This is a genomic window from Actinokineospora diospyrosa (genome assembly GCF_024171925.1).
Classification (GTDB): domain Bacteria; phylum Actinomycetota; class Actinomycetes; order Mycobacteriales; family Pseudonocardiaceae; genus Actinokineospora; species Actinokineospora diospyrosa.
Genome location: NZ_JAMTCO010000010.1, coordinates 402,407 through 421,410, shown reverse-complemented (window position 1 = coordinate 421,410; position 19,004 = coordinate 402,407). Strand labels below are relative to the sequence as shown.

Sequence of the window (19,004 nt, the reverse complement as noted above, 5' to 3'; positions counted from 1 at the left end):
TGTCCACAATGTCTGCGGTTGTCCACAGGTGCCGTTCGCTGCTGCCGGTTTGTCGGTGCGCGTCGGTAGGCTGTGTATTTGGGGGCTTTCGATCAGGTTGATCTTGACGCATGCCCGGGCTGGGAGTGCGTCGCAAGGGATTCGGGCCTCCGCCTTCGGCTCCGGGGGACGGCCTCGTCGCCTGGCGGCGAGCTCGGCGCCCGATCCGCGATTTTCGAGCTTTGCTCGATGGGGTGGACCTGTTTTGTGCGGGGCCCCTACGACACCCGTGGCAGGACCGCAAAGCAGGGGCCGAAAAGACTGGCCCTGTCCGCTACCGACGCTACGGGTGTCGTCCCCCCACACAAAACAGGTCCACCCCATCGAGCATTTGGCACCAGCGAGTCCGACTGTCCAGGTGCTGGGAAGGTGGGCTGGGGCGGACCTGACGGGGTGCGGGTTGGCACCGACGGGTCCGAGTGTCCAGGGGCTGGGTTGGCAGGGCAGCCGAGAGCGGGCTGGGATGGCACCGGATCTTTCGAGTGTCTGGGGGCTGGTCAGGTGGGCTTAGGCGGACCTGACGGCAGTTGGGATGGCACCGCCGGGTTCGGGTGTTCAGGTGCTGGGTAGGTGGGTTGAGGCGGACCTGACGGGGCGGGTTGGCATCGACGGGTCCGAGTGTCCAGGGGCTGGCACTGTGGGCTGGGGCCGGTCCTGACGGCAGTTGGGATGGCACCGGTGGGGTCCGAGTGTCCAGGGGCTGAGTAGGTGGGTGGGGTGGACCTGACGGGGCTGGGTGGCGCCAGCGGGTCCGGGTGTTCAGGGGCTGGGTAGGTGGGTTGGGGCGGGCCTGGTGGGGGGCTGGGGTGGCGCCGCGACTTCTGAGTGGTCAGGGGTTGGGGGGCATGCCAACCGCTCGGCTTTGGGGGGTCTGGTGGGGGCGCTGGAAGACGGGATGCCGAACCGGCACGGCTGAGTGGCTGGGTGGCGCGCCGTCGCGGTGGGGGGCGTGGGGGTGGCTGGGAGGCAGGTCTACGCGTGGAGTCGGCGGGGGCGGGGGTGTCCGGGGGGCAGGTGCGGTAGCTGCGGCGCCAGTTCTGGAAAGCTGTGGGGGTGCAGGTGGCGATGCTCGGCCCGCTGCGCCTCGTCCAGGGGGACGGGGCGGTGGTTGGGCTGGGTGGTACCCGGTTGCGGATGTTGCTGGCCCGGCTGGCGCTCGACGCGGGCAAGGTGGTGTCGGTTGCGGAGCTCGTTGACAGCCTGTGGGGGGATGAGCCGCCTGCTGATGCGACCAATGCGTTGCAGTCGTTGGTGTCTCGGTTGCGGCGGGGGCTTCGGGATGGCGCGGATGGGCTGATCGAATCGCATCCGGCTGGGTATCGGTTGGCTGTTGCGGCTGAGCAGGTCGATGTGCACCGGTTTGAGCGGCTTGTCGCACAAGGGCGGGTCGCGCTGGCGGACGGGCGGTATGCCGAGGCTTGTGCGACCTTGCGGGAGGCGGAGCGGTTGTGGGCCGGGGCGGCGCTCGCTGGGCTTGAGGATGCGCCGTTTGTGCCGAATGTGGTGGCTCGGTTGGGCGAATTGCGCCTTGCCGCGGTGGAGGACCGGGTCGAGGCGGAGATCAAGGCCGGTCGGCACGGGGATGTTGTTGCCGAGTTGGCCACCTTGGTTGCTGAACAGCCGCTGCGGGAGCGGGCTGTTGCGTTGTTGATGGAGGCGTTGTTCCTCTCGGGGCGGCAAGCGGATGCCTTGGCGGTCTATGACCAGGCCAGGCGGGTGTTGCTGGAGGAGTTGGGGGTCGAACCTTCCGCTACGTTGCGGGAGTTGCAGGTGGCGGTGCTGCGGGGGGATCTCGCACCCGCACGGGTGAAGCCGGTGGTGGCGGCGCTGACGAGTTTCGTCGGGCGGCAGGCTGAGCTCGCTGAGGTGACCCGGCTGCTGGACGCCACCCGGTTGGTGACCCTGCTGGGGCCCGGTGGCGCGGGCAAGACGCGGCTGTCCCGCGAGGTTGTCGCCGGGCAGGACGGGGTGACCTGGTTCGTCGAGCTCGCCGGTGTCCGGGTCGACGAGGACGTCCCGGCCGCGGTGTTGGCGACGCTCGGGATCAGGGAGACGCGGCTGCTCGACGGCCACACCGGGACGCCGCGGGCGGCCACCGCGCTGGAGCGGCTGGTCGACGCGCTGGGTGGGCAGCGTTGCCTGCTCGTGCTCGACAACTGCGAGCACCTCATCATCTCCGCGGCGACGCTCGCGGACTCGTTGCTCGCGCGGTGCCCCAGGCTGCGCGTGCTGGCCACCAGCCGCGAACCGCTCGCCATCACCGGCGAGACCGCCTACCCGCTCGGCCCGCTCGGACTGCCCACTGTGGACACCTCACCCGAGCGGGTGATCGCCGCCGACGCGGTGCGGTTGTTCGCCGACCGGGCCGAGTCGGCCGCCCCCGGGTTCCGGGTGGACGGGTCGAACGCCGCCGTGGTGGCCGAGATCTGCAGGCGGCTCGACGGGCTGCCGCTGGCGCTGGAGTTGGCGGCAGCCCGGCTGCGGTCGATGACCGTCGGGCAGATCGCCGAGCGCCTCGACGACCGGTTCCGGCTGCTCACCGGTGGCAGCCGCACGTCGCTGCCCCGGCACCGCACGCTGCGGGCGGTCGTCGAGTGGAGCTGGGACCTGCTGGAGAAGCCCGAGCGCCTGCTCGCCGCCCGGCTGTCGGTGTTCCCGGTGGCCGCGCTGGCCGAGTCGGTGGCCGCGGTGGCCCAGGACACCGCCGATGACGCCGACGACGTGGTCTACCTGCTGGCCTCCCTGGTGGAGAAGTCCATCGTGGTCGCGGCCGAGGGCAAGGACGGGCAGGTGCGGTACCGGATGTTGGAGACGGTGCGTGCCTACGCGGCCGAGCGGCTCACCGAGTTGGGTGAGACCGAACGGGTGCGGCGCGCGTACTGCCACCACTTCCTGGCGTACCTGACCGAGGCCGAGCCCCGGCTGCGCGGCCCGGACCAGGTGCGCTGGCTGGCCAGGGTCACCGCCGACCACGAGAACCTGCTCGCCGCCCTGCGCCACGCCGTCGACCTGGGCGACGCCGACGTCGCGCACCGGCTCGCGGTCGCCGCGGGCTGGTTCTGGATGATCAGCGGCCACCACCGCGAGGCGCTGAAGACCATCGCCGAGGTCGCCACCGTGCCGGGGGACGCGCCGCCGCACGCCAGGGCCGCGGTGCGCTCGATGGCCGTGTTCGTCAAGGCGGGCGGCATGCCCGACCCGGACCTGATCCGCGAGGTGCGCGCCGAGCTGGCCGCGACCGACGCGATGGCGCACTACCCGATCATGGCCATGATGGAGCCGATGTTGGCCGCCTTCTCCGGCGACATCGACGAGGCCATCGCGGGCCTCGAGCGCGGCAGGAGCCACCCCGACGAGTGGGCCAGGGCGCTGACCCTGCTGGCCAGCGCCTTCCTGCACGACAACCAGGGGTTGATGGCCGAGGCCGAGGTCGACGGCGAGCGCGCGCTCACCGCCTTCCGCGAGCTGGGCGACCGCTGGGGGCAGGCGATCGCCATCGGGCAGGTCTCCGAGCGCCGGTCGCTGCGCGGGGACCACGTGGGGGCGGTCGCGGCCAACGAGGAGTCGGTGCGCCTGGTCGCCGAGCTGGGCGCGGTCGACGAGATGCCCGGGGTGCTCGGCAGGCTCGGCCTGCAGCGCGCCCGCGCCGGTGACCTCGTCGGGGCCGAGGCCGACCTGCGCCGCGCCATGGACCTGGCCTCGTCGAGCACGCAGGAGAGCCAGGCCCTCCTGCTCGGCTGGCTCGCCGCGCTGGTGCGCCTGCGGGGCGACCTCGACGAGGCCAAGGTGCTGCTGGGGCGCGGTCGGGCCCTGCTCGAGGTGAACGAGAGCCGCACCCCGCACTGGTACGCGATGTTCAGCAGCGTCGCCGCCCAGATCGCGCTGGCCGAGGGCGACCCGGAGGCGGCCCTCGCGCACCTGGCCGAGTCGCTGAAGGTCATCGTCCCCGTCGGCGACATGCCGCACATCGGCAGCGTCGCCGAGGTGGTCGCGTGCACCCTGCTGGCGCGCGCCGACCCGATCGGCTCCGCCCGCGTGCTCGCCATGGCCGAGGTCATCCGCGGCGCGCCTGACCTGGGCAACCCCGAGGTGGTCGAGCTCCGCGCCAACCTCGACGCCGCTTTGGGGGTCGACGGCGCGGCGAGTGCCTACGCCTCCGGCATGGCCTTGGACCGCGAGGCGGCCTTGGCCGAGCTGCACCGGGTCTTGGGGTTGGAACCGCTACCGAGGTAGCGCGAGCTCGGCGAAGACGGCGTTGTGGTCGCTCCCCGGCAGGTCGTAGACCGCCACGGAGACCACGCCGACGCGCCGGTCGAGCACGATGTGGTCGATGGTGACCGGCGGGCTCGGCGGCGACGAGGACGACCAGGTCGGGCGCATGGCCTCGCCCGCCAGCTCAGCGCCGTCGTTGTAGCCCCGGTCCAAGAAGGCCGTGAAAGCGCGGTGGTCGAGGGTGGCGTTGAAGTCACCCGCCAGTACTCGGGGACGGCCGTACGAATCAGGGCCAGGTAGGCCTGCCAGCTCCCGTTGCCAACGCTTCCGGGCGTTGTCGCTGCTCGTAGGCGGGTTGATGTGGATAGTCACCACCTCGATGTCCACCGGACCGGACAGGTCCACCACCGCTGCCACGTTCTCGAAGGTCATGTCCTCCGCGAGCGAGATCTGTCGCAACGGGACCTTGGCCAAGATGCCGCCGCCTGCACCACCGGGGACAGGCTGCACCGCCCTATAGGGCAGCAAACGCTCGACCCCGGCCTCATCCAGGGCACTTAGAGCTGCCGGTGTGAGTTCCTGCAAGGACAGCACATCGACCTTGGCATCTCGGATCAGCGACATGAGCACGTCTGTATCAGCACGACCGAGCTTCAGGTTCGCGGTCAGCACCCGCACTCGTTGCCCGGACGGCAGGGGATCCCCGTCTGGAAGAACGCGAGGGACCAGCAGGATGCCCAGCGACAACGACAGCACCAACGCCACCGTGGTGAGCAGCTTCCGGCGCAGGATCAGAGACAGCAGCGTGACCACGATGCCGTAGCCGGCGATGTAAGGCGTCACCGCCAGCGTGATGACCGTGAGCCGGTTGCCGTCGATTCCACCGAGTCGCAGGACGCACACCGCGAGCAGCGGCAGCACGAGCAGCGTCAAGAAGACGGTGACACCGCGACGACGGCGCCGCCGGGTCGGTGGTGGGTCCTCGTCATAGGGGACATCCACGTCCTCGGCCTGGTGCGCTGTCATGGCACCAGGATGCCTGAGAAGCGCAGTCAGGGTTGTCAACCGCTGACAGTGTCCTGTGCGTGGTTTGACAGCGGCGGGGGCGACTCTAGGACGCGAACAAGAAGGAGGGGGCGAACATGTCCTACGCGATCGAAGCCGAGGGGCTGGTGAAGCGCTTCGGTAGCACGGTTGCCCTTGATGGGGTCAACCTCGCTGTACCGACCGGCAAGGTCCTGGGGGTCCTTGGGCCGAACGGCGCCGGTAAGACAACCGCGGTCCGGGTACTGGCAACACTGCTGCGCGCTGACGAGGGGTGGGCGCGTGTTGGCGGGTACGACGTCGCTAAGCAGTCGACCGCCGTGCGCGGGATCATCGGCCTGACCGGGCAATACGCCTCGGTGGACGAGGACCTGTCCGGCACCGAGAACCTGGTGCTGATCGGCAAGCTGCTGGGCCTGTCCAAGGCGGCCGCCAAGGTCAGGGCCGCCGAGCTGCTGGCCAAGTTCGAGCTGACCGACGCCGCGAGCCGCTCGGTCAAGACCTACTCCGGCGGCATGCGCAGGCGCACCGACCTGGCCGCGAGCCTGGTCGGGCGCCCGCAGGTGCTGTTCCTGGACGAGCCGACCACCGGCCTGGACCCGCACAGCCGCAACGAGGTGTGGGCGACCGTGCGCGGCCTGGTCGACGACGGGGTGACCGTGCTGCTCACCACCCAGTACCTGGAGGAGGCCGACCAGCTCGCCGACCTGATCACCGTGATCGACCACGGCAAGGTCATCGCCGCAGGCACCCCGCACGAGCTCAAGCGCCGCACCGGCGGCCAGAGCATGCAGATCCGCCCGACGGTGGTCGCCGACATCCCGGCCGTCGCGGCCATCCTGCGCGAGCTGACCGGGCTCGACCCGATCATCGACACCGACAACGGCGTGCTCAGCACCCCGGTCGACAACCCGCTGCTGCTCTCGACCGTCGTCCGCAGGCTCGACGACGCGGGCATCACCGCCGACGAGCTCGGCCTGCGCCTGCCCAGCCTCGACGACGTCTTCCTGACCCTGACCGGTCGCACCGGTTCCACCACCCCGGCCACCGAAGGGAGCCTGGCATGACGACCATCACCGCCCCCACCACCCACATCGGCCCGGGGGCCGCTCTCCGCCACGGCCTCGCGCTGGCCGGTCGCGCGGTCACCAAGGTCCGCAAGAACCCCGAATCGCTGCTAGACGTCACCCTGCAGCCGATCATCTTCCTGCTGCTCTTCGTCTACCTGTTCGGCGGCGCCATCCAGGGAAGCACCGACGCTTACCTGCAGGTGCTGCTGCCGGGCTTGATGGTGCAGAACATCGCCTTCGCCAGCCTGGGTACCGGCATGGCACTCAACACCGACATCAGCAAGGGCGTGTTCGACCGGTTCCGCAGCATGCCGATCGCCCGGTCAGCACCTCTTGTCGGTGCGGTGCTCGGTGACATTGTCCGGTTCGTGGTGACGCTAACTGTGCTGTTCACCGTCGCGACCATCATGGGCTTCCGCGTGCAGACCGACCCGGGTCGCTTCCTCATCGCCGTGCTGCTGCTGATCGCGTTCGGGCTGTGCCTGTGCTGGGTGTCGGTCTGGGTCGGCATGCTGGTCAAGAGCCCGCAGGCGGTGCCGGGCACCCTGGTCGCGTTCATCTTCCCGTTGACCTTCGGCAGCAACGTCTTCGTCCCGTCGCAGTCGATGCCGGGCTGGTTGCAGGCCTGGGTCGACATCAACCCCGTCACCCACCTCACCAACGCCGCCCGCGGGCTGCTGCTCGGCGGCGACTGGGTCGGTGACGCGGCGTGGGCGTTCCTCTGGGCGGTCGTCATCGCGGGGATCTTCTTCCCGCTCGCCCTGCGCGCCTACCGCAAGCGCGTCGGCTGAGACCGGGGGTATGGGGCGGCGTGGGGATTCCCGCGCCGCCCCGTCCCGCTGTCTTATCCCGCTGTCTTACTTCACAACCTGGACTGGATCTCCGCCAACGCCTCGGCCGCGGGCATCGGCAACGAGATGCCCCTGCCGTGGCGGACCTCCGGTTCCCGGGTGTTGATCCGGATCAGCCTGCCGGACGCCGCGCTGGCCAGCTCCGCGTACCGCCGCACGGTCGGGACCGCTTGCCCCGCACCGATCTCCACGACGGCCAGGTCCCGCACCGACCGGCGCCAGGTCGCCAACGAGTCCAAAGCGGACTGGCTGCGGTGCGGCACCCACCAGGAGTCCCCGAACATCAGGATGTTCGGCCGCGCCAGCGCGCCGCAGGTCGGGCACTCCGGCAGGTCGCCGACGGCCCGCATGGTCTCCGGGTCGACCGCCACCTCCGCCTCCGCCGCCCACACGTCACCGCGGCAGGGGAGCGTGCACTGCAGGTGGTGGATGGACCCGTGGACCTCGGCGACGCCGGTGAACCCGGCTAGCTGGAACTGTCCATCCACATTGGACGTGAACACCTCGGCTCCCCAGCCGAGCAGGACCTCGAACCCGGCGTGCGGCACCGTCGAGCGGTAGAGCGCCAGCCGGTGCCCGTAGAAACCCCAGGCCAGCTCCGGGTCGTCGGTGAAGTGCACCGGGTCGGCCAGCTCCTCGAACCGCAGCCCGAGCCGCTCGTACGGCGGGTACGCGCGCCAGAAGCCCGCCGAGCCGCGGAAGTCCGGCAGCCCGGAGTCGACCCCCATGCCCGCGCCCGCGCACACCAGGACCGCGCCTGCCGTGGCGATCGCCTCGGCGGCGCGGTCGAGCTCAGTCGTCACCCTTGGGGTCCGCGGCCTGCACGATCTCGAACTCCAGCAGGCTCGACCCGGTGCCGACCGGCTTGGCCCGCTCGCCGCTGTGCGCCTCCTTGGCCGAACCGGCCATCCACGCCTGGAAGTCCGCCTCCGTGGCCCAGCGGGTGTACACGAAGTAGCGGGTCTCCCCGGCGACCGGCCGCAGCAGCTCGAAGCCGAGGAACCCCGGCTGCCCGTCCACGGCGCCCAGCCGCGCGGCGAACCGCTTCTCCAGTTCGGGGCCAGCGCCCTCGGGGACCTCGATCGCGTTGATCTTCACGACTGCCATGGCCCCACCCTACTTGCGCAGGCTCCCCGGGTAGAGGTACTCGTCGCCCGGTTTGCCCGCTTGGTGGAACCAGGCGTCCAGGAACGGGCCGAGATCGGTCCCCGCGACCTCGTTGACCGTGGCCGCGAAGTCCGCCCACGACGCGTTGCCGTCGCGGTGTTCGCTGGTCCAGCGCTTGAGCAGGGCGAAGAACTTCTCGTCACCCAACTGCTTGCGCAGGGCGTGCACTGCGAGCTGACCCTTGTCGTAGACCGCGGTGAACTCCTTGCCCGGACCCATGTCGACGAGCTTGCGGTCCCAGTAAGAGTCCGTCTTGCGGGCTACCGTCGTGCGGTAGAGCTTGTCGAGGTCGATGCGGTTCTTCTCTTCGTCCCACAGCCATTGCGCGTAAGAGGCGAAGCACTCGTTCAAGCACACATCCGACCAACGCTCCAGCGAGACGCTGTTACCGAACCACTGGTGGGCCTGTTCGTGCACGATGACGTCGATCCCGGCCCACTTCGCGTAGATGGGCCTGGTCTGGGTCTCCAGCGAGAAGGAGATGCTCTCGTTGAGGAAGATCCCGCCCGCCGCGCTCTGCGGGTACGGGCCGAACTTGCCCGCCAGGAACTCCAGCACCTCCGGCAGCCGGGACTCGACCTGGCGCTTGTCGTCGGTGCCGGGGGCGTAGGCGTCGACCACCGGGGTGCCGTCGGCGAGGGCGGACCGGACGATGGTCCACTTGTCGATGCCGACCGTGGTCAGGTAGGGGGCGATGCGGTTGGGCTCCACCCAGGTCGAGGTCGTCCAGCCGGCCGCGCTGCTGGTCGCCTCCTCGCGGCCGTTGGCGATGACCTTCCAGCCGTCGGGGACCTTGGCCGTCAGCCGGAAGGTGGCCTTGTCCAGGGGGTGGTCGTTCACCGGGTACCAACTGCTCGCCGAGTGCGGCTCCCCGGCGACGAACGCGCCGCCGGACTTGGCGATCTGCCAGCCGCTGACGCCGAGCGCGGCGTCCTCGCTGATCTTGGGCACGCCCGCGTAGGTGACCCGGGTGCGGAACACCGCGCCCGCGGCCACCGGGGTGGCGGGCGTGATCACCAGTTCGTGGTCGCCCTCGCGGGTGAACTGGGCCGCTGTGCCGTCGACTTCCACCGCGGATACCTGGTATCCGGTGAGGTCCAGGTTGAACCGGCCCAACACGGCGTCCGCGGTCGCCACGACCGTGGTGTCACCTTCGAGTTTCTTCGTCGGCGGGTCGTAGCTCACCGCGACGTCGTAGCCGGTGACGTCGTACCCGCCGTTGCCGTCCTCGGGGTAGTACGGGTCGCCGATGCCCGCCGCGCCCGGCACCCGCGCCTGCTCGGTCGGGTCGGGCTCCGGTTGCTGGACCGGGGTGCTGCACGCCGCGACCGCGGTCGCGGTCAGCACCACGCAGACAACTCGGGCACGGACCACACCACACTCCAAGTGCTCTGGGGGATGGGTCCATCATGACCGCCCGCCTGTGTTGCCGGGGTTGACTCGGGCAGACTCACCCACATGAGCAGGCCAGATGTGGTCACCTTCGGCGGTGAGGGCCAACCGATCCTGCTGCTGCACGCACTCATGGGCCGCGCGTCCACATGGTGGCCTGTCGCCCCTTGGCTTACCCGCTACGGCAGCGTTACCGGCCTCGACGCACGTGGGCACGGTAGGAGTTCCTACCGGGGCGGGCAATGGCGTACGCCGGACTTCGTCGTTGACGCTGCCGCACTAGTTAGCGAACTCGGCGCGCCAGCTGTCGTGATCGGACATTCGATGGGTGGACTGCACGGGATCGCGCTGGCCGCTGAGCATCCCGACCTCGTGCGCGCGCTCGTGCTCGAGGACGTCGGCGTCGATCTACGCGGGCGCACCGTTGACGACTGGCGGGCGCTATTCGACGCTTGGCCCGTCCCGTTCCCGTCGCTGCGGCATGTGCGGGAGTTCTTCGGACCCGCGGGCGACTACTTCAGCGAGTGCGTCGAGGAACGCGCCGACGGGTACCACCTGGTGGCCGGGCCGCACGAGTTGTTCGACATCGCGGCCGAGTGGGGTGAGCGCGCCTACTGGGACCTCGTCGACCGGGTCCGCTGCCCAGTTCTGGTGATCGAGGCGCAGCACACGATCATGCCCGCCGGGCAGCAGGCCGAGATCGCGGCGCGGGTGCCCGGCGGTGGGACCCACTTCGTGGTCGAAGGCGCAGGTCATCTGGTGCACGAGGCCGCGCCGCGGGTCTTCCAAGGTGCCGTGGAGGCGTTCCTGTCCTGGGTGCTACACGAGGACGTCTAGGTCCGCGGTGGTCGTGTCGAGGATCGCGACCCGGGTTACGCGTCCCTGGATCGGCTCCACGGGGAACAGCGCCTGGAATCCGGCGGCTGTCTGCTCGTCGGTTACGCCGTGGGCGAGCGTGCAGTGGGGGATCCAAGAGCCGGGCAGGTAGTAACTACTCGGGTTCTTAACCTTGCCTGCCAGCACGTCGTGCACGGCCGAGTGGACCGCAAGCAACTCGGTGTCGACGACCGCGCCGAGCGTGAGCACGTTCTCCGCGCTAGAGAACGCCGACAGGGTGTAGAGCCACAGGTTCGGAATCGACAAGACGCGCAGATCAGCCTTAAGAGCCGCTCTGGTCTTGGCGGGGATGTCCGAAGCCATGGCGAACGTGACGTGAGGGGGGAACCTTCGCGCGGCAGGCACACCGGCCGCGTCGAGCCCGTCGAGCAGCTTCGCCACCGCAGCGTTGGCCCGGTCGTCGAACAGCACCACAACACCCTGCGCCATGCGATCAGCTTCCCACTCGGGTCAGCGGTGCTCGCCAGGCAGGGCGAACCTACCGTCCGATGTTTGCTCCACCAGTCCGTCGACCAGCAATGAGTGCAGACACCGGTCTCGCTGGCCTGCATCACTCCACACGACATCCAGGCGCGTCTTTGGCGCAGGTTCGGCGCTGCCTCTTAAGACGTCCAGCAGCAGCCCGCGAACCTGGCGATCCGTGCCCGCGAACTTCTGCACCGCCTTCGCGGGGCCGTCGTAGGCAGGCCTACCGGCGAGAACCCAGGCGCAGTCGGTGACGATCGGGCAGTCCGCGCACTTCGGGGCGCGGGCCGTGCAGATGACCGCGCCCAGTTCCATCAACGCCGCCGACGCCTTCGCCGCGCGAGCGGGCTCGGGCGGCAGTAATACCTCGGTCTCGGCCATGTCCCGCGTGGTCGACGGCGGCCCGGCATCACCAGCGCCGTTGACCGCCCGGGCGACGACCCGCCGGACGTTGGTGTCGACGACCGGGCAGCGCTGCCCGTAGGCGAACGCCGCCACCGCGCGGGCCGTGTACGCGCCGATGCCCGGCAACCCGAGCAGCACGTCCACATCGGACGGCACGACGTCGCCGTGGTCGGCGGCGATCACGCCCGCCGCCGCGTGCAGCCGCAGCGCCCGGCGCGGGTAGCCCAGCTTGCCCCAGGCGCGCACGACCTCGCCCTGCGTCTCCGCGGCCAGCGCCGAGGGCACCGGCCAGCGCGCCATCCAGGACAGCCAGATCGGCTCGACCCGCGCGACCGGGGTCTGCTGCAGCATGATCTCGCTGACCAGCACACCCCAGCCGGTGGTGCCCGCCTTGCGCCAGGGCAGGTCCCGCGCGTTCTCGTCGAACCAGTCCAGCAGGGTGTCGATCACGCGGAAGAGGTTAGTGGACCTCGGTGAGCGCGGCGGTCTTCACGTCGTAGACGAAGCCGCGGACGTTGTCGGTGTACGGGATGAACGGGCTGCGCCGCACCCGCTCGACCGACTGCCGGACGCTGTCCTTGACCTCGCGGAACGCCTCGACCGCCCAGGTCGGGCGCAGGCCGGTGTCCAGCTCGAGCTCCTCGCGGAACTCGTCGTCGGTGAAGGTCGACAGGCCGCACGAGGTGTGCTGCATGACGATCACCTCGCGGGTGAGCAGCTTGCGCTGGCTGATCGACAGCGACCGCACCACGTCGTCGGTGACGATGCCGCCCGCGTTGCGCATGATGTGCGCCTCGCCGTGGCGCAGGCCGAACACGTCGAACACCTTGATGCGGGCGTCCATGCAGGTGACGATCGCCAGGTGCAGCCCGGGGACCGGGGTGGGCACCTCCGGGGCCCCGTGGTCGGGCCCGTCGATGTGGCGTTGGAGCAGGTCGTCGATGGCGGTCACGGCAACCTCCGGATCCGGACATTCCAGGCCGCCCATTGGAACCGCCTTCCCAGTTGCCAGACAAGTGTTCTTGAGAAAGCTCACTGATCGTGTTGTCCGACCCGGGGTACATCCCTCTTTGGTGGCGTGTTGTCCCGGCCGGTTCGCTACCGCCCGGCGTTACCGTTCCGCGGATGATCGAAACCGACGAGCCGCTCTCGCGATCCGTCTACCTGCGCCGACGGGTGGTCGCCATCGCCGCTGCCGCCGCCGGGGTCGTGGTGCTCACGTGGATCATCAGCGGCTTCGTCGGTGACGACGAGGGCATCGGCCTCGCGGCGCTCCCGTCCAGCGCGCCGCCCGCCCCACCGACGACCGCGCCGTCCTCGTCGACCGCTGCCCCCGCCGCCGCGGCTCCAGCCGCTCCCGCTGCCCCTGCCGCACCGGTCGCGCCGCCGCCCCCGCCGCCGGACCCGAACCTGCCGTGCCCGGACGCGGTGATCGCGGTCGCCGCCGAGGTCGACCCGGTCGCGTTCCGCTCGGGCAGCAGGCCGCAGCTGCGGGTGGTGATCACCAACTCCGGCGCCGTGCCGTGCACCCGCGACATCGGCCGGGGCCAGCGCGAACTGGTGATCAGCGCCGGGCCGACCCGGCTGTGGTCGAGCAACGACTGCACCCCCGCCGACGGCGCCGAACCGACGATCTTGGCGCCGGGGCAGCGGACCGCGTTCGAGGTGAAGTGGGCGGGCCGCACCTCGGCGCCGGGGTGCCCGAGCAGGCGGGCGTCGGTGGAGCCGGGGGCGTACGCGGTCACGGCCCGGGTCGGCGGGCTGACCAGCGCGCCGGTCCCGTTCACGATCGAGCCGTGACCCGGTTTCAAGATCGAACGTGCTGAGCCGCCCCCGATGCCCAAGTCTCCCACCGGGGGCGGTGCGGCGGTGGGGTCAGCGCCGGGGTGTGGATGGGGCGGGCCCTTGTGGACAACCCGAGTGGCGGCGGTGTGGCCGGGCAGTGCGGGGCTGGGCAGTGCGGCTGGCAACGAGGTGTGGCGGGGGATCAGGCGTGCGGGATCGGCCCCGGGGCGGCGGTGCCGGTGGGGTGTCCTGGGTGGACCGTGGGGCCCGGGGTCAGGGGCCGAACCAGCGCTCCTCGGCGGTGCGCGGGGGTGCCGCGGTCGCGCCGGGGACGAGTTCGGTGTTGAGGGTGATCTCGCGGGGCCTGGTCGGGTCGACGGAGGCCAGTAAGAGCTTCCCGGCGGCCCGGCCCTTCTCCAGGACCGGCTGGCGGACCGTGGTGAGGCCGACCCGGTCGGCGTCGGCGATGCCGTCGAAACCGGTGACCGTGAGGTCCTGCGGCACCCGCAGGCCCCGGCGCCTGGCCTCGGCCAGGGCGCCCAGGGCGAGGATGTCCGAGGTGCAGATCAGGGCGGTGACGTGCGGGTCCGCGTCGAGCAGTTGAGCGGCCGCGGAGGCGCCACTGGCGACGCTGTGGTCGAAGCGCTCCACCACCGGGACCCGGCCCCAGTCGACGCCCGCGGCGCCGAAGGCGTCGGTGAGACCCGCCAGCCGGGCGCGCTGCACGTGGAAGGTGGCGTGCTCGGCGCGGTCGGTGGTGACGAAGCCGTCGTTGCGGTCGCGGGCCAGGCGCATGCAGAGCACGCCGACCCGGCGGTGGCCCAGGCTGATCAGCCGCTGGGCGAGCGCGGTGATGGCGCCCCGGTCGTCGATGCCGACCCGGTCGACGCCCTCCACGTGCGGCTGGTCGGCGACCACGGTGGGCACCGGTCGCGACAGCACGGCGGCCAGGTGCGGGTCGTCGTCGGGCACCGAGTACACGACGAAACCGTCCACGCCCGCGCGGTGCACCGCGGCGACGTCCTCGCGTTCCGGGTTCACCGGCACCAGGTGCAGGCCCTGGCCCGCGCCCTCGCAGGCGAGCGCCAAACCCTCGAGGAAGCCGAGTGCCGCGGGGTCGCGGAACGCGTAAGAGAGGTTCTCGGTGAGCAGCAGCCCGACCGCCCCCGCCTTGCGGGTGCGCAGTGACCGGGCGACCGGGTCGGGGCCGGGGTAACCCAGCCGTCGAGCGGTCTCCAACACCCGCCTGCGCAGCTCCGGTGAGAGCTGGTCAGGCCGGTTGTAGGCATTGGAAACCGTGGTCCGGGAGACCCCCAGTTCCGCTGCCAGCGACGCGAGGGTTGCCGGGCGTCGCACATGTGTAGACCGCGCCATGGATTGACCGTAACGGTTCAGAACCAATTGCAGAAGCCCGACTCCGGGCGGACCTGCCCGGACGGGTCTCACCCGGTCGGGTTACGCGGGGCCCCGGCGGTGGCGTACGCTCAAACCGACAACGGTTTCCATTCTCGTGTCACCGCCGGCACGCGGCCGGATGAAGGCACACCCGACAGGCCAGGAGCGCTTCATGACCCACCGCCGCAACCTCGCGCCAACGGGGTCCGGACGTCGCCAGATCCGCGCAGCGGCCGCCATCGCCGGGCTGGTCGCGCTGACCGCGACGACCGCGGCGTGTGGCGGCTCACAGGGACAGGCGCCCGATGACGGCAAGGTCAAGGTGGTCGCCTCCACGAACGTGTGGGCCAGTGTGGCCACCGCGGTCGGCGGCGACGCCGTCTCGGTCACCGCGCTGCTGAGCGACCCCGGCGCCGACCCGCACGGCTACGAGGCGAAGCCGTCGGACGCGACCGCCTTCGCCGGTGCCGACCTGGTCCTGTCCAACGGCGGTGGCTACGACGACTTCTTCACCACCCTCGTCGACTCCTCCGGCGGCGACGTCCGGCGCATCGTGGCCGTCGACCTCGCCGACCCGGACGCGGGCAAGGAATCCGCCGAGCCCGCCCCGGCCGACGCGCACGAGCACGCCGAGAACGAGCACGTTTGGTACGACCTCGAGACCGTGCGCAAGGTCGCGGGCAAGGTCGCCGAGGAGCTCGCCGCCGTGGCCCCGGACAAGGCCGGGACGTTCCGCGCGAACGCGGCCAACTTCGACAAGGCGTTGCAAGAGCTGACCGTCAAGGTCGCCGAGATCGGGCAGCGCAAGGCAGACGCGAAGGTGCTGTCCACCGAACCCGTCGCTGCGTACTTGCTGCACACCGCCGGACTCAACGATGTCACCCCAGCCGAGTTCGCCGAGGCAGTCGAAGAGGAGTCGGATCCGTCGGCATCCGCGGTCGCCGAGACCGAGGGTCTTATCACCAGCAAGCAGGTCGTGGCACTGGTCTACAACAGCCAGACCGAGACCCCGGTGACCGAACGGCTCAAGGAGCGCGCCACCGCCCAGGGCATCCCCATCGTGGGTGTGACCGAGACGCTGCCACAGGGCGTGACCGGATACCTTGATTGGATGACCAAGCAGGTCGACGCGCTCGCCGGGGCCGTGGCGGCGGCATGACCCAAGCGGTGAACGGCACCCCCGCGGTGTCGCTATCTGGTGCCCGGCTGTCCTATGGCGATCGGGTCCTGTGGGATGGCCTCGACCTGGACGTGCAGCCCGGCGAGTTCATCGCGGTCTTGGGGCCGAACGGTTCCGGTAAGACCAGTCTGATGCGGGTCCTCTTGGGGCAGCAGAAGCTCAGCGCGGGCACGGTGCGGATCGGGGGAGCCGCGCCCGGTAAGGGCAACAGGCGGATCGGCTACATCCCGCAGCAGCGCGCGTTGGACCCGACGATCGCTGTCCGTGGTCGCGACCTCGTGGGGCTCGGCTACGACGGCCACCGCTGGGGTCTGGGGATCGGCGGCATGCGCGAGCGCCGCCAGCGGGTCGCCACCGCCTTGGAGGCCGTCGGTGCCACGCACTACGCGGACCGCCCGGTCGGACTGCTCTCCGGCGGTGAACAGCAGCGCCTGCGCGTCGCCCAGGCCTTGGTCGGCGACCCCAGCGTGCTGCTCTGCGACGAGCCGCTGCTCTCGCTCGACCTGGCCCACCAGCGCGCGGTCAGCGGGCTGATCGATGCCCACCGCCGTGAGTCCGGCAGCGCCGTCCTGTTCGTCACGCACGAGATCAACCCGGTGCTGCCGCTGGTCGACCGGGTCCTGTACCTGGTGGACGGTCGCTTCCGGATCGGTCCGCCGGAGCGGGTGATGACCTCGGAGACGCTCTCGGAGCTCTACGGCACCGACATCGCCGTTGTCCGGGTGCGCGGCCAGATCCACATCGTCGGCACCCACAGCGACCTGTGCGAAGACGGTGCGCACCACACCGAGGAGCTGGTGGAGCGCTAGATGGACAAGCTGTTCGACTTCGAGCTGACCGGCCAGCTGCTCGGCCTCCCGTTCGTGCTCACCGCGCTGGTCGTGGCCGCCGTGCTCGGCCTGCTGGCAGGCGTGCTCGGGCCGCTGATCGTCAGCCGGAACATGGCGTTCTCCGTGCACGGCACCGCCGAGCTCGCGCTGACCGGGGGCGCGGCGGCCCTGCTGCTCGGCTGGGACATCGGCAACGGCGCCCTGGCCGGGGCGATCGTCGCCGCGCTGGTGCTGGGCCTGCTGTCGCGGCGCAGCTCCGACTACGACTCGGTGATCGGCGTCGTCCTCGCCTTCGGCCTCGGCCTCGGCGTGCTGATGCTCTGGCTCTACAAGGGCCGGTCGTCCAACAAGTTCGGCCTGCTCACCGGCCAGATCGTCGGCCAGGACTTCGCCAGCGTCGCCCTGCTGAGCGGCTGCGCGATCGTGGTCATCGGCCTGCTCGCCGCCCTCTACCGCCCCCTCCTGTTCGCCAGCGTCGACCCGGAGGTCGCGAAGGCCCGCGGCGTACCGGTGACAGCCCTCGCCGTCGTCTTCGCCGTCATGGTCGGCGCCGCGACGGCGCTGGGCGTGCGCACCGTGGGATCGCTGTTGGTGCTGTCGCTGATGGTTACCCCTGCCGCCGCCGCGTGCCGCATCACCGCCAGCCCGCTTAAAGCGACCCTGCTGGCCGTGCTGTTCGCAGAGGTATCCGCCGTCGGCGGCATCATCCTGTCCCTAGCCCCAGGCACACCCGTCAGCGCGTTCGTCACCGCGATCTCGTTCTTGATCTACCTGATCTGCTGGGTGGTCAGCCGAGTCCGCCGCACCCGCGTCAGCCCGGCTTAAAGCGCCAACTTCAGCGTTGAACGCACCGATGCTCGATGGGGCGGACTTGTTTTGCGCGGGGGACGACACCCGTAGCCGCGTTCGGCGGCTGCTGGGCCGTCCCTTTGGCCCCCAGCTTTTGAGCCCAGCACGGGTGTCGTAGGGGCCCCGCGCAAAACAAGTTCGCCCCATCGAGCCGACCCACGCACTCAGGCCCCCGCGTCCGAGCCCTAGCGGCTCGACTCAGAACGTTGGGCGGGTTGCGCCACTAGCACGTCAGCCCAGCATGAGCAGGGCCTGCAGGTGTCCGACCAGAGCGCCGATGACCGCGCCCACCGCGATGAGCTTCCACTCGTCCTGGCGGAACGCGGGTCGTAGGAGGCCCTCGTACTCGACCCGGGTGAGCTGGTTCATCTTCGCCGCGATCGTGTTGCCGATGTCCAGGGCCTTGGTCGCGTACGGCTCGGCCTGCAGGGCCGTGCTGTCCAGGTGGGCCAGGGCCTTGTCCGCGGCGTCGTGCTTCATCTCTTGGAATCGGCGGGTGCCGACGGCGATCGCGACGAACGGTTTGGCGATGCTGGCCTGCTCGTCGACCGACTTGCGGACCAGTTGCTGGATCATCGCCAGCAGCCGGTCCGAGCGCGGGCCGCGCAGCACGCCCTCGACGATGTTGGGCACCGTCATCACCTCGCGGGCGATCAGGTCCCCGTACTGGCGGGCGACCTCGGCGCGGCGCCGTTGGAAGACGCCCTGGAAGGAGAAGACCCCCAGGAGCTTGGTGCGTTCGCGGGGGAAGAACACCAGCTTGATCGCCAGCCAGTCGGTGAACCAGCCGATCGCCGCGCCGAAGATCGGCAGCACCAGCGGTTCCCTGGTCAGCGCCCACACGACCGTCTGCACCACGCCGAGGGCGAAGCCGAAGTAGATGCCGCAGCGGGCGATGAAGGCCATCTCCGGCCGGGAGATGTCGCGCACCAGCCGGACCAGCAGTTCCTTGTCCCGCTCCAGCGCGGTCACCGCGACCTGCCCGACGTCGAGCACGTCGCCGATGTTGGCCCTGACCTCGGCCATCACCCGGCGGACCAGCGCCGGGGAGCCCGCCTGCACCTGCTTGATGATCAGGTCCTGGGCCAGCACCGGGAGCATCTCCCACAGCTGCGGGTGGTGGGTCTCCAGCACCTCGCGGGCGATCCGGTCCACGGTGACCAGCAGTGGCCCCTGGATCTGCCTGGCGATCTCGTCGGGGTCCAGCCGCTCGACCACCTCGCGCGGGTCGACCAGCCTGCTGGTGATCAGCTCGGCGGACACCCGGACCATCCGCGCCGAGTTGCGCGGCACCACGCCCTGCCAGCCCAGCCAGGGCGGCGCGATGCCGACGAAGTGCAGCGGCCGGAACATCATCTCGATGGCGACCCGCTTGGTGACGTAGCCGATCACCGCGGCCACGAAGGGCATCGACAGGTAGACC

General features: G+C 70.6%; 17 protein-coding genes. 8 read left to right on the top strand and 9 right to left on the bottom strand.

Annotated elements, in window-relative coordinates; translation table 11 throughout:
• The first annotated feature begins 1,086 nt into the window (after positions 1-1,086).
• Positions 1,087-4,272, top strand: coding sequence for an AfsR/SARP family transcriptional regulator (locus LV75_RS22215; RefSeq protein WP_253888914.1), 3,186 nt, complete (start codon positions 1,087-1,089; stop codon positions 4,270-4,272).
• Here the strand turns inward: LV75_RS22215 and LV75_RS22210 are convergent.
• The gene (locus LV75_RS22210; protein WP_253888913.1) at positions 4,261-5,277 is read right to left on the bottom strand and encodes an endonuclease/exonuclease/phosphatase family protein; all 1,017 of its coding nucleotides are present in this window, start codon (positions 5,275-5,277) and stop codon (positions 4,261-4,263) included. The genes LV75_RS22215 and LV75_RS22210 overlap by 12 nt on opposite strands.
• A gap of 116 nt (positions 5,278-5,393) precedes the next feature.
• On the opposite strand from LV75_RS22210, the gene LV75_RS22205 reads away from it, so the two are divergent.
• Entirely contained in the window at positions 5,394-6,362 is a 969-nt protein-coding gene (locus tag LV75_RS22205) for an ATP-binding cassette domain-containing protein (protein ID WP_253888912.1), read from the top strand.
• Positions 6,359-7,156: an ABC transporter permease gene (locus LV75_RS22200; RefSeq protein ID WP_253888911.1), complete on the top strand. Its 798-nt coding sequence runs from the start codon at positions 6,359-6,361 to the stop codon at positions 7,154-7,156. The genes LV75_RS22205 and LV75_RS22200 overlap by 4 nt, the downstream gene beginning before the upstream one ends.
• A 71-nt stretch (positions 7,157-7,227) precedes the next feature.
• On the opposite strand, the gene LV75_RS22195 is transcribed toward LV75_RS22200, so the two are convergent.
• The 3 genes from LV75_RS22195 to LV75_RS22185 are packed head-to-tail and all read right to left on the bottom strand — an operon-like array spanning position 7,228 to position 9,757.
• On the bottom strand, positions 7,228-8,019 hold the full coding sequence (locus tag LV75_RS22195) for an SIR2 family NAD-dependent protein deacylase (protein WP_253888910.1): 792 nt from the start codon (positions 8,017-8,019) through the stop codon (positions 7,228-7,230).
• A complete protein-coding gene (locus tag LV75_RS22190; RefSeq protein ID WP_253888909.1) occupies positions 8,009-8,323 on the bottom strand; it encodes an antibiotic biosynthesis monooxygenase family protein in 315 nt (104 codons plus the stop codon). Before LV75_RS22190 ends, LV75_RS22195 begins: the two co-directional genes overlap by 11 nt.
• A gap of 9 nt (positions 8,324-8,332) precedes the next feature.
• Complete coding sequence (locus tag LV75_RS22185; RefSeq protein WP_253888908.1) at positions 8,333-9,757, bottom strand: M1 family metallopeptidase; 1,425 nt, start codon at positions 9,755-9,757, stop codon at positions 8,333-8,335.
• Positions 9,758-9,841: 84 nt separating this feature from the next.
• Between LV75_RS22185 and LV75_RS22180 the strand changes: the two genes are divergently transcribed.
• On the top strand, positions 9,842-10,612 hold the full coding sequence (locus LV75_RS22180; protein ID WP_253888907.1) for an alpha/beta fold hydrolase: 771 nt from the start codon (positions 9,842-9,844) through the stop codon (positions 10,610-10,612).
• Here LV75_RS22180 and LV75_RS22175 read toward each other — a convergent pair.
• The 3 genes from LV75_RS22175 to LV75_RS22165 are packed head-to-tail and all read right to left on the bottom strand — an operon-like array spanning position 10,595 to position 12,494.
• Positions 10,595-11,101 (bottom strand): 2'-5' RNA ligase family protein, encoded by a 507-nt coding sequence (locus LV75_RS22175; protein WP_253888906.1) that lies wholly within the window; start codon positions 11,099-11,101, stop codon positions 10,595-10,597. The genes LV75_RS22180 and LV75_RS22175 overlap by 18 nt on opposite strands.
• Positions 11,102-11,122: 21 nt before the next feature.
• Positions 11,123-11,992: an HhH-GPD family protein gene (locus LV75_RS22170; protein WP_253888905.1), complete on the bottom strand. Its 870-nt coding sequence runs from the start codon at positions 11,990-11,992 to the stop codon at positions 11,123-11,125.
• Positions 11,993-12,002: 10 nt separating this feature from the next.
• Positions 12,003-12,494 carry a beta-class carbonic anhydrase gene (locus tag LV75_RS22165; RefSeq protein WP_253888904.1) on the bottom strand — a complete coding sequence of 164 codons (492 nt, stop codon included), beginning with the start codon at positions 12,492-12,494 and terminating at the stop codon, positions 12,003-12,005.
• 173 nt (positions 12,495-12,667) lie between these two features.
• Between LV75_RS22165 and LV75_RS22160 the strand changes: the two genes are divergently transcribed.
• Positions 12,668-13,342: a hypothetical protein gene (locus LV75_RS22160; RefSeq protein ID WP_253888903.1), complete on the top strand. Its 675-nt coding sequence runs from the start codon at positions 12,668-12,670 to the stop codon at positions 13,340-13,342.
• A 258-nt stretch (positions 13,343-13,600) separates the two neighbouring features.
• Here the strand turns inward: LV75_RS22160 and LV75_RS22155 are convergent, their stop codons facing one another.
• Complete coding sequence (locus LV75_RS22155; RefSeq protein ID WP_253888902.1) at positions 13,601-14,701, bottom strand: LacI family DNA-binding transcriptional regulator; 1,101 nt, start codon at positions 14,699-14,701, stop codon at positions 13,601-13,603.
• Between the two features lie 193 nt (positions 14,702-14,894).
• On the opposite strand from LV75_RS22155, the gene LV75_RS22150 reads away from it, so the two are divergent.
• From LV75_RS22150 to LV75_RS22140, 3 genes are read left to right on the top strand one after another with little or no spacing between them, the layout of a single operon-like run.
• Entirely contained in the window at positions 14,895-15,881 is a 987-nt protein-coding gene (locus tag LV75_RS22150) for a metal ABC transporter solute-binding protein, Zn/Mn family (RefSeq protein ID WP_253888901.1), read from the top strand.
• On the top strand, positions 15,878-16,711 hold the full coding sequence (locus LV75_RS22145; protein WP_253888900.1) for a metal ABC transporter ATP-binding protein: 834 nt from the start codon (positions 15,878-15,880) through the stop codon (positions 16,709-16,711). The genes LV75_RS22150 and LV75_RS22145 overlap by 4 nt, the downstream gene beginning before the upstream one ends.
• Entirely contained in the window at positions 16,712-17,557 is an 846-nt protein-coding gene (locus tag LV75_RS22140; protein ID WP_253888899.1) for a metal ABC transporter permease, read from the top strand.
• 255 nt (positions 17,558-17,812) lie between these two features.
• On the opposite strand, the gene LV75_RS22135 is transcribed toward LV75_RS22140, so the two are convergent.
• Positions 17,813-18,991, bottom strand: a complete 1,179-nt coding sequence (locus LV75_RS22135; RefSeq protein ID WP_253888940.1) for a DUF445 domain-containing protein — start codon at positions 18,989-18,991, stop codon at positions 17,813-17,815.
• Positions 18,992-19,004: the final 13 nt, after the last annotated feature.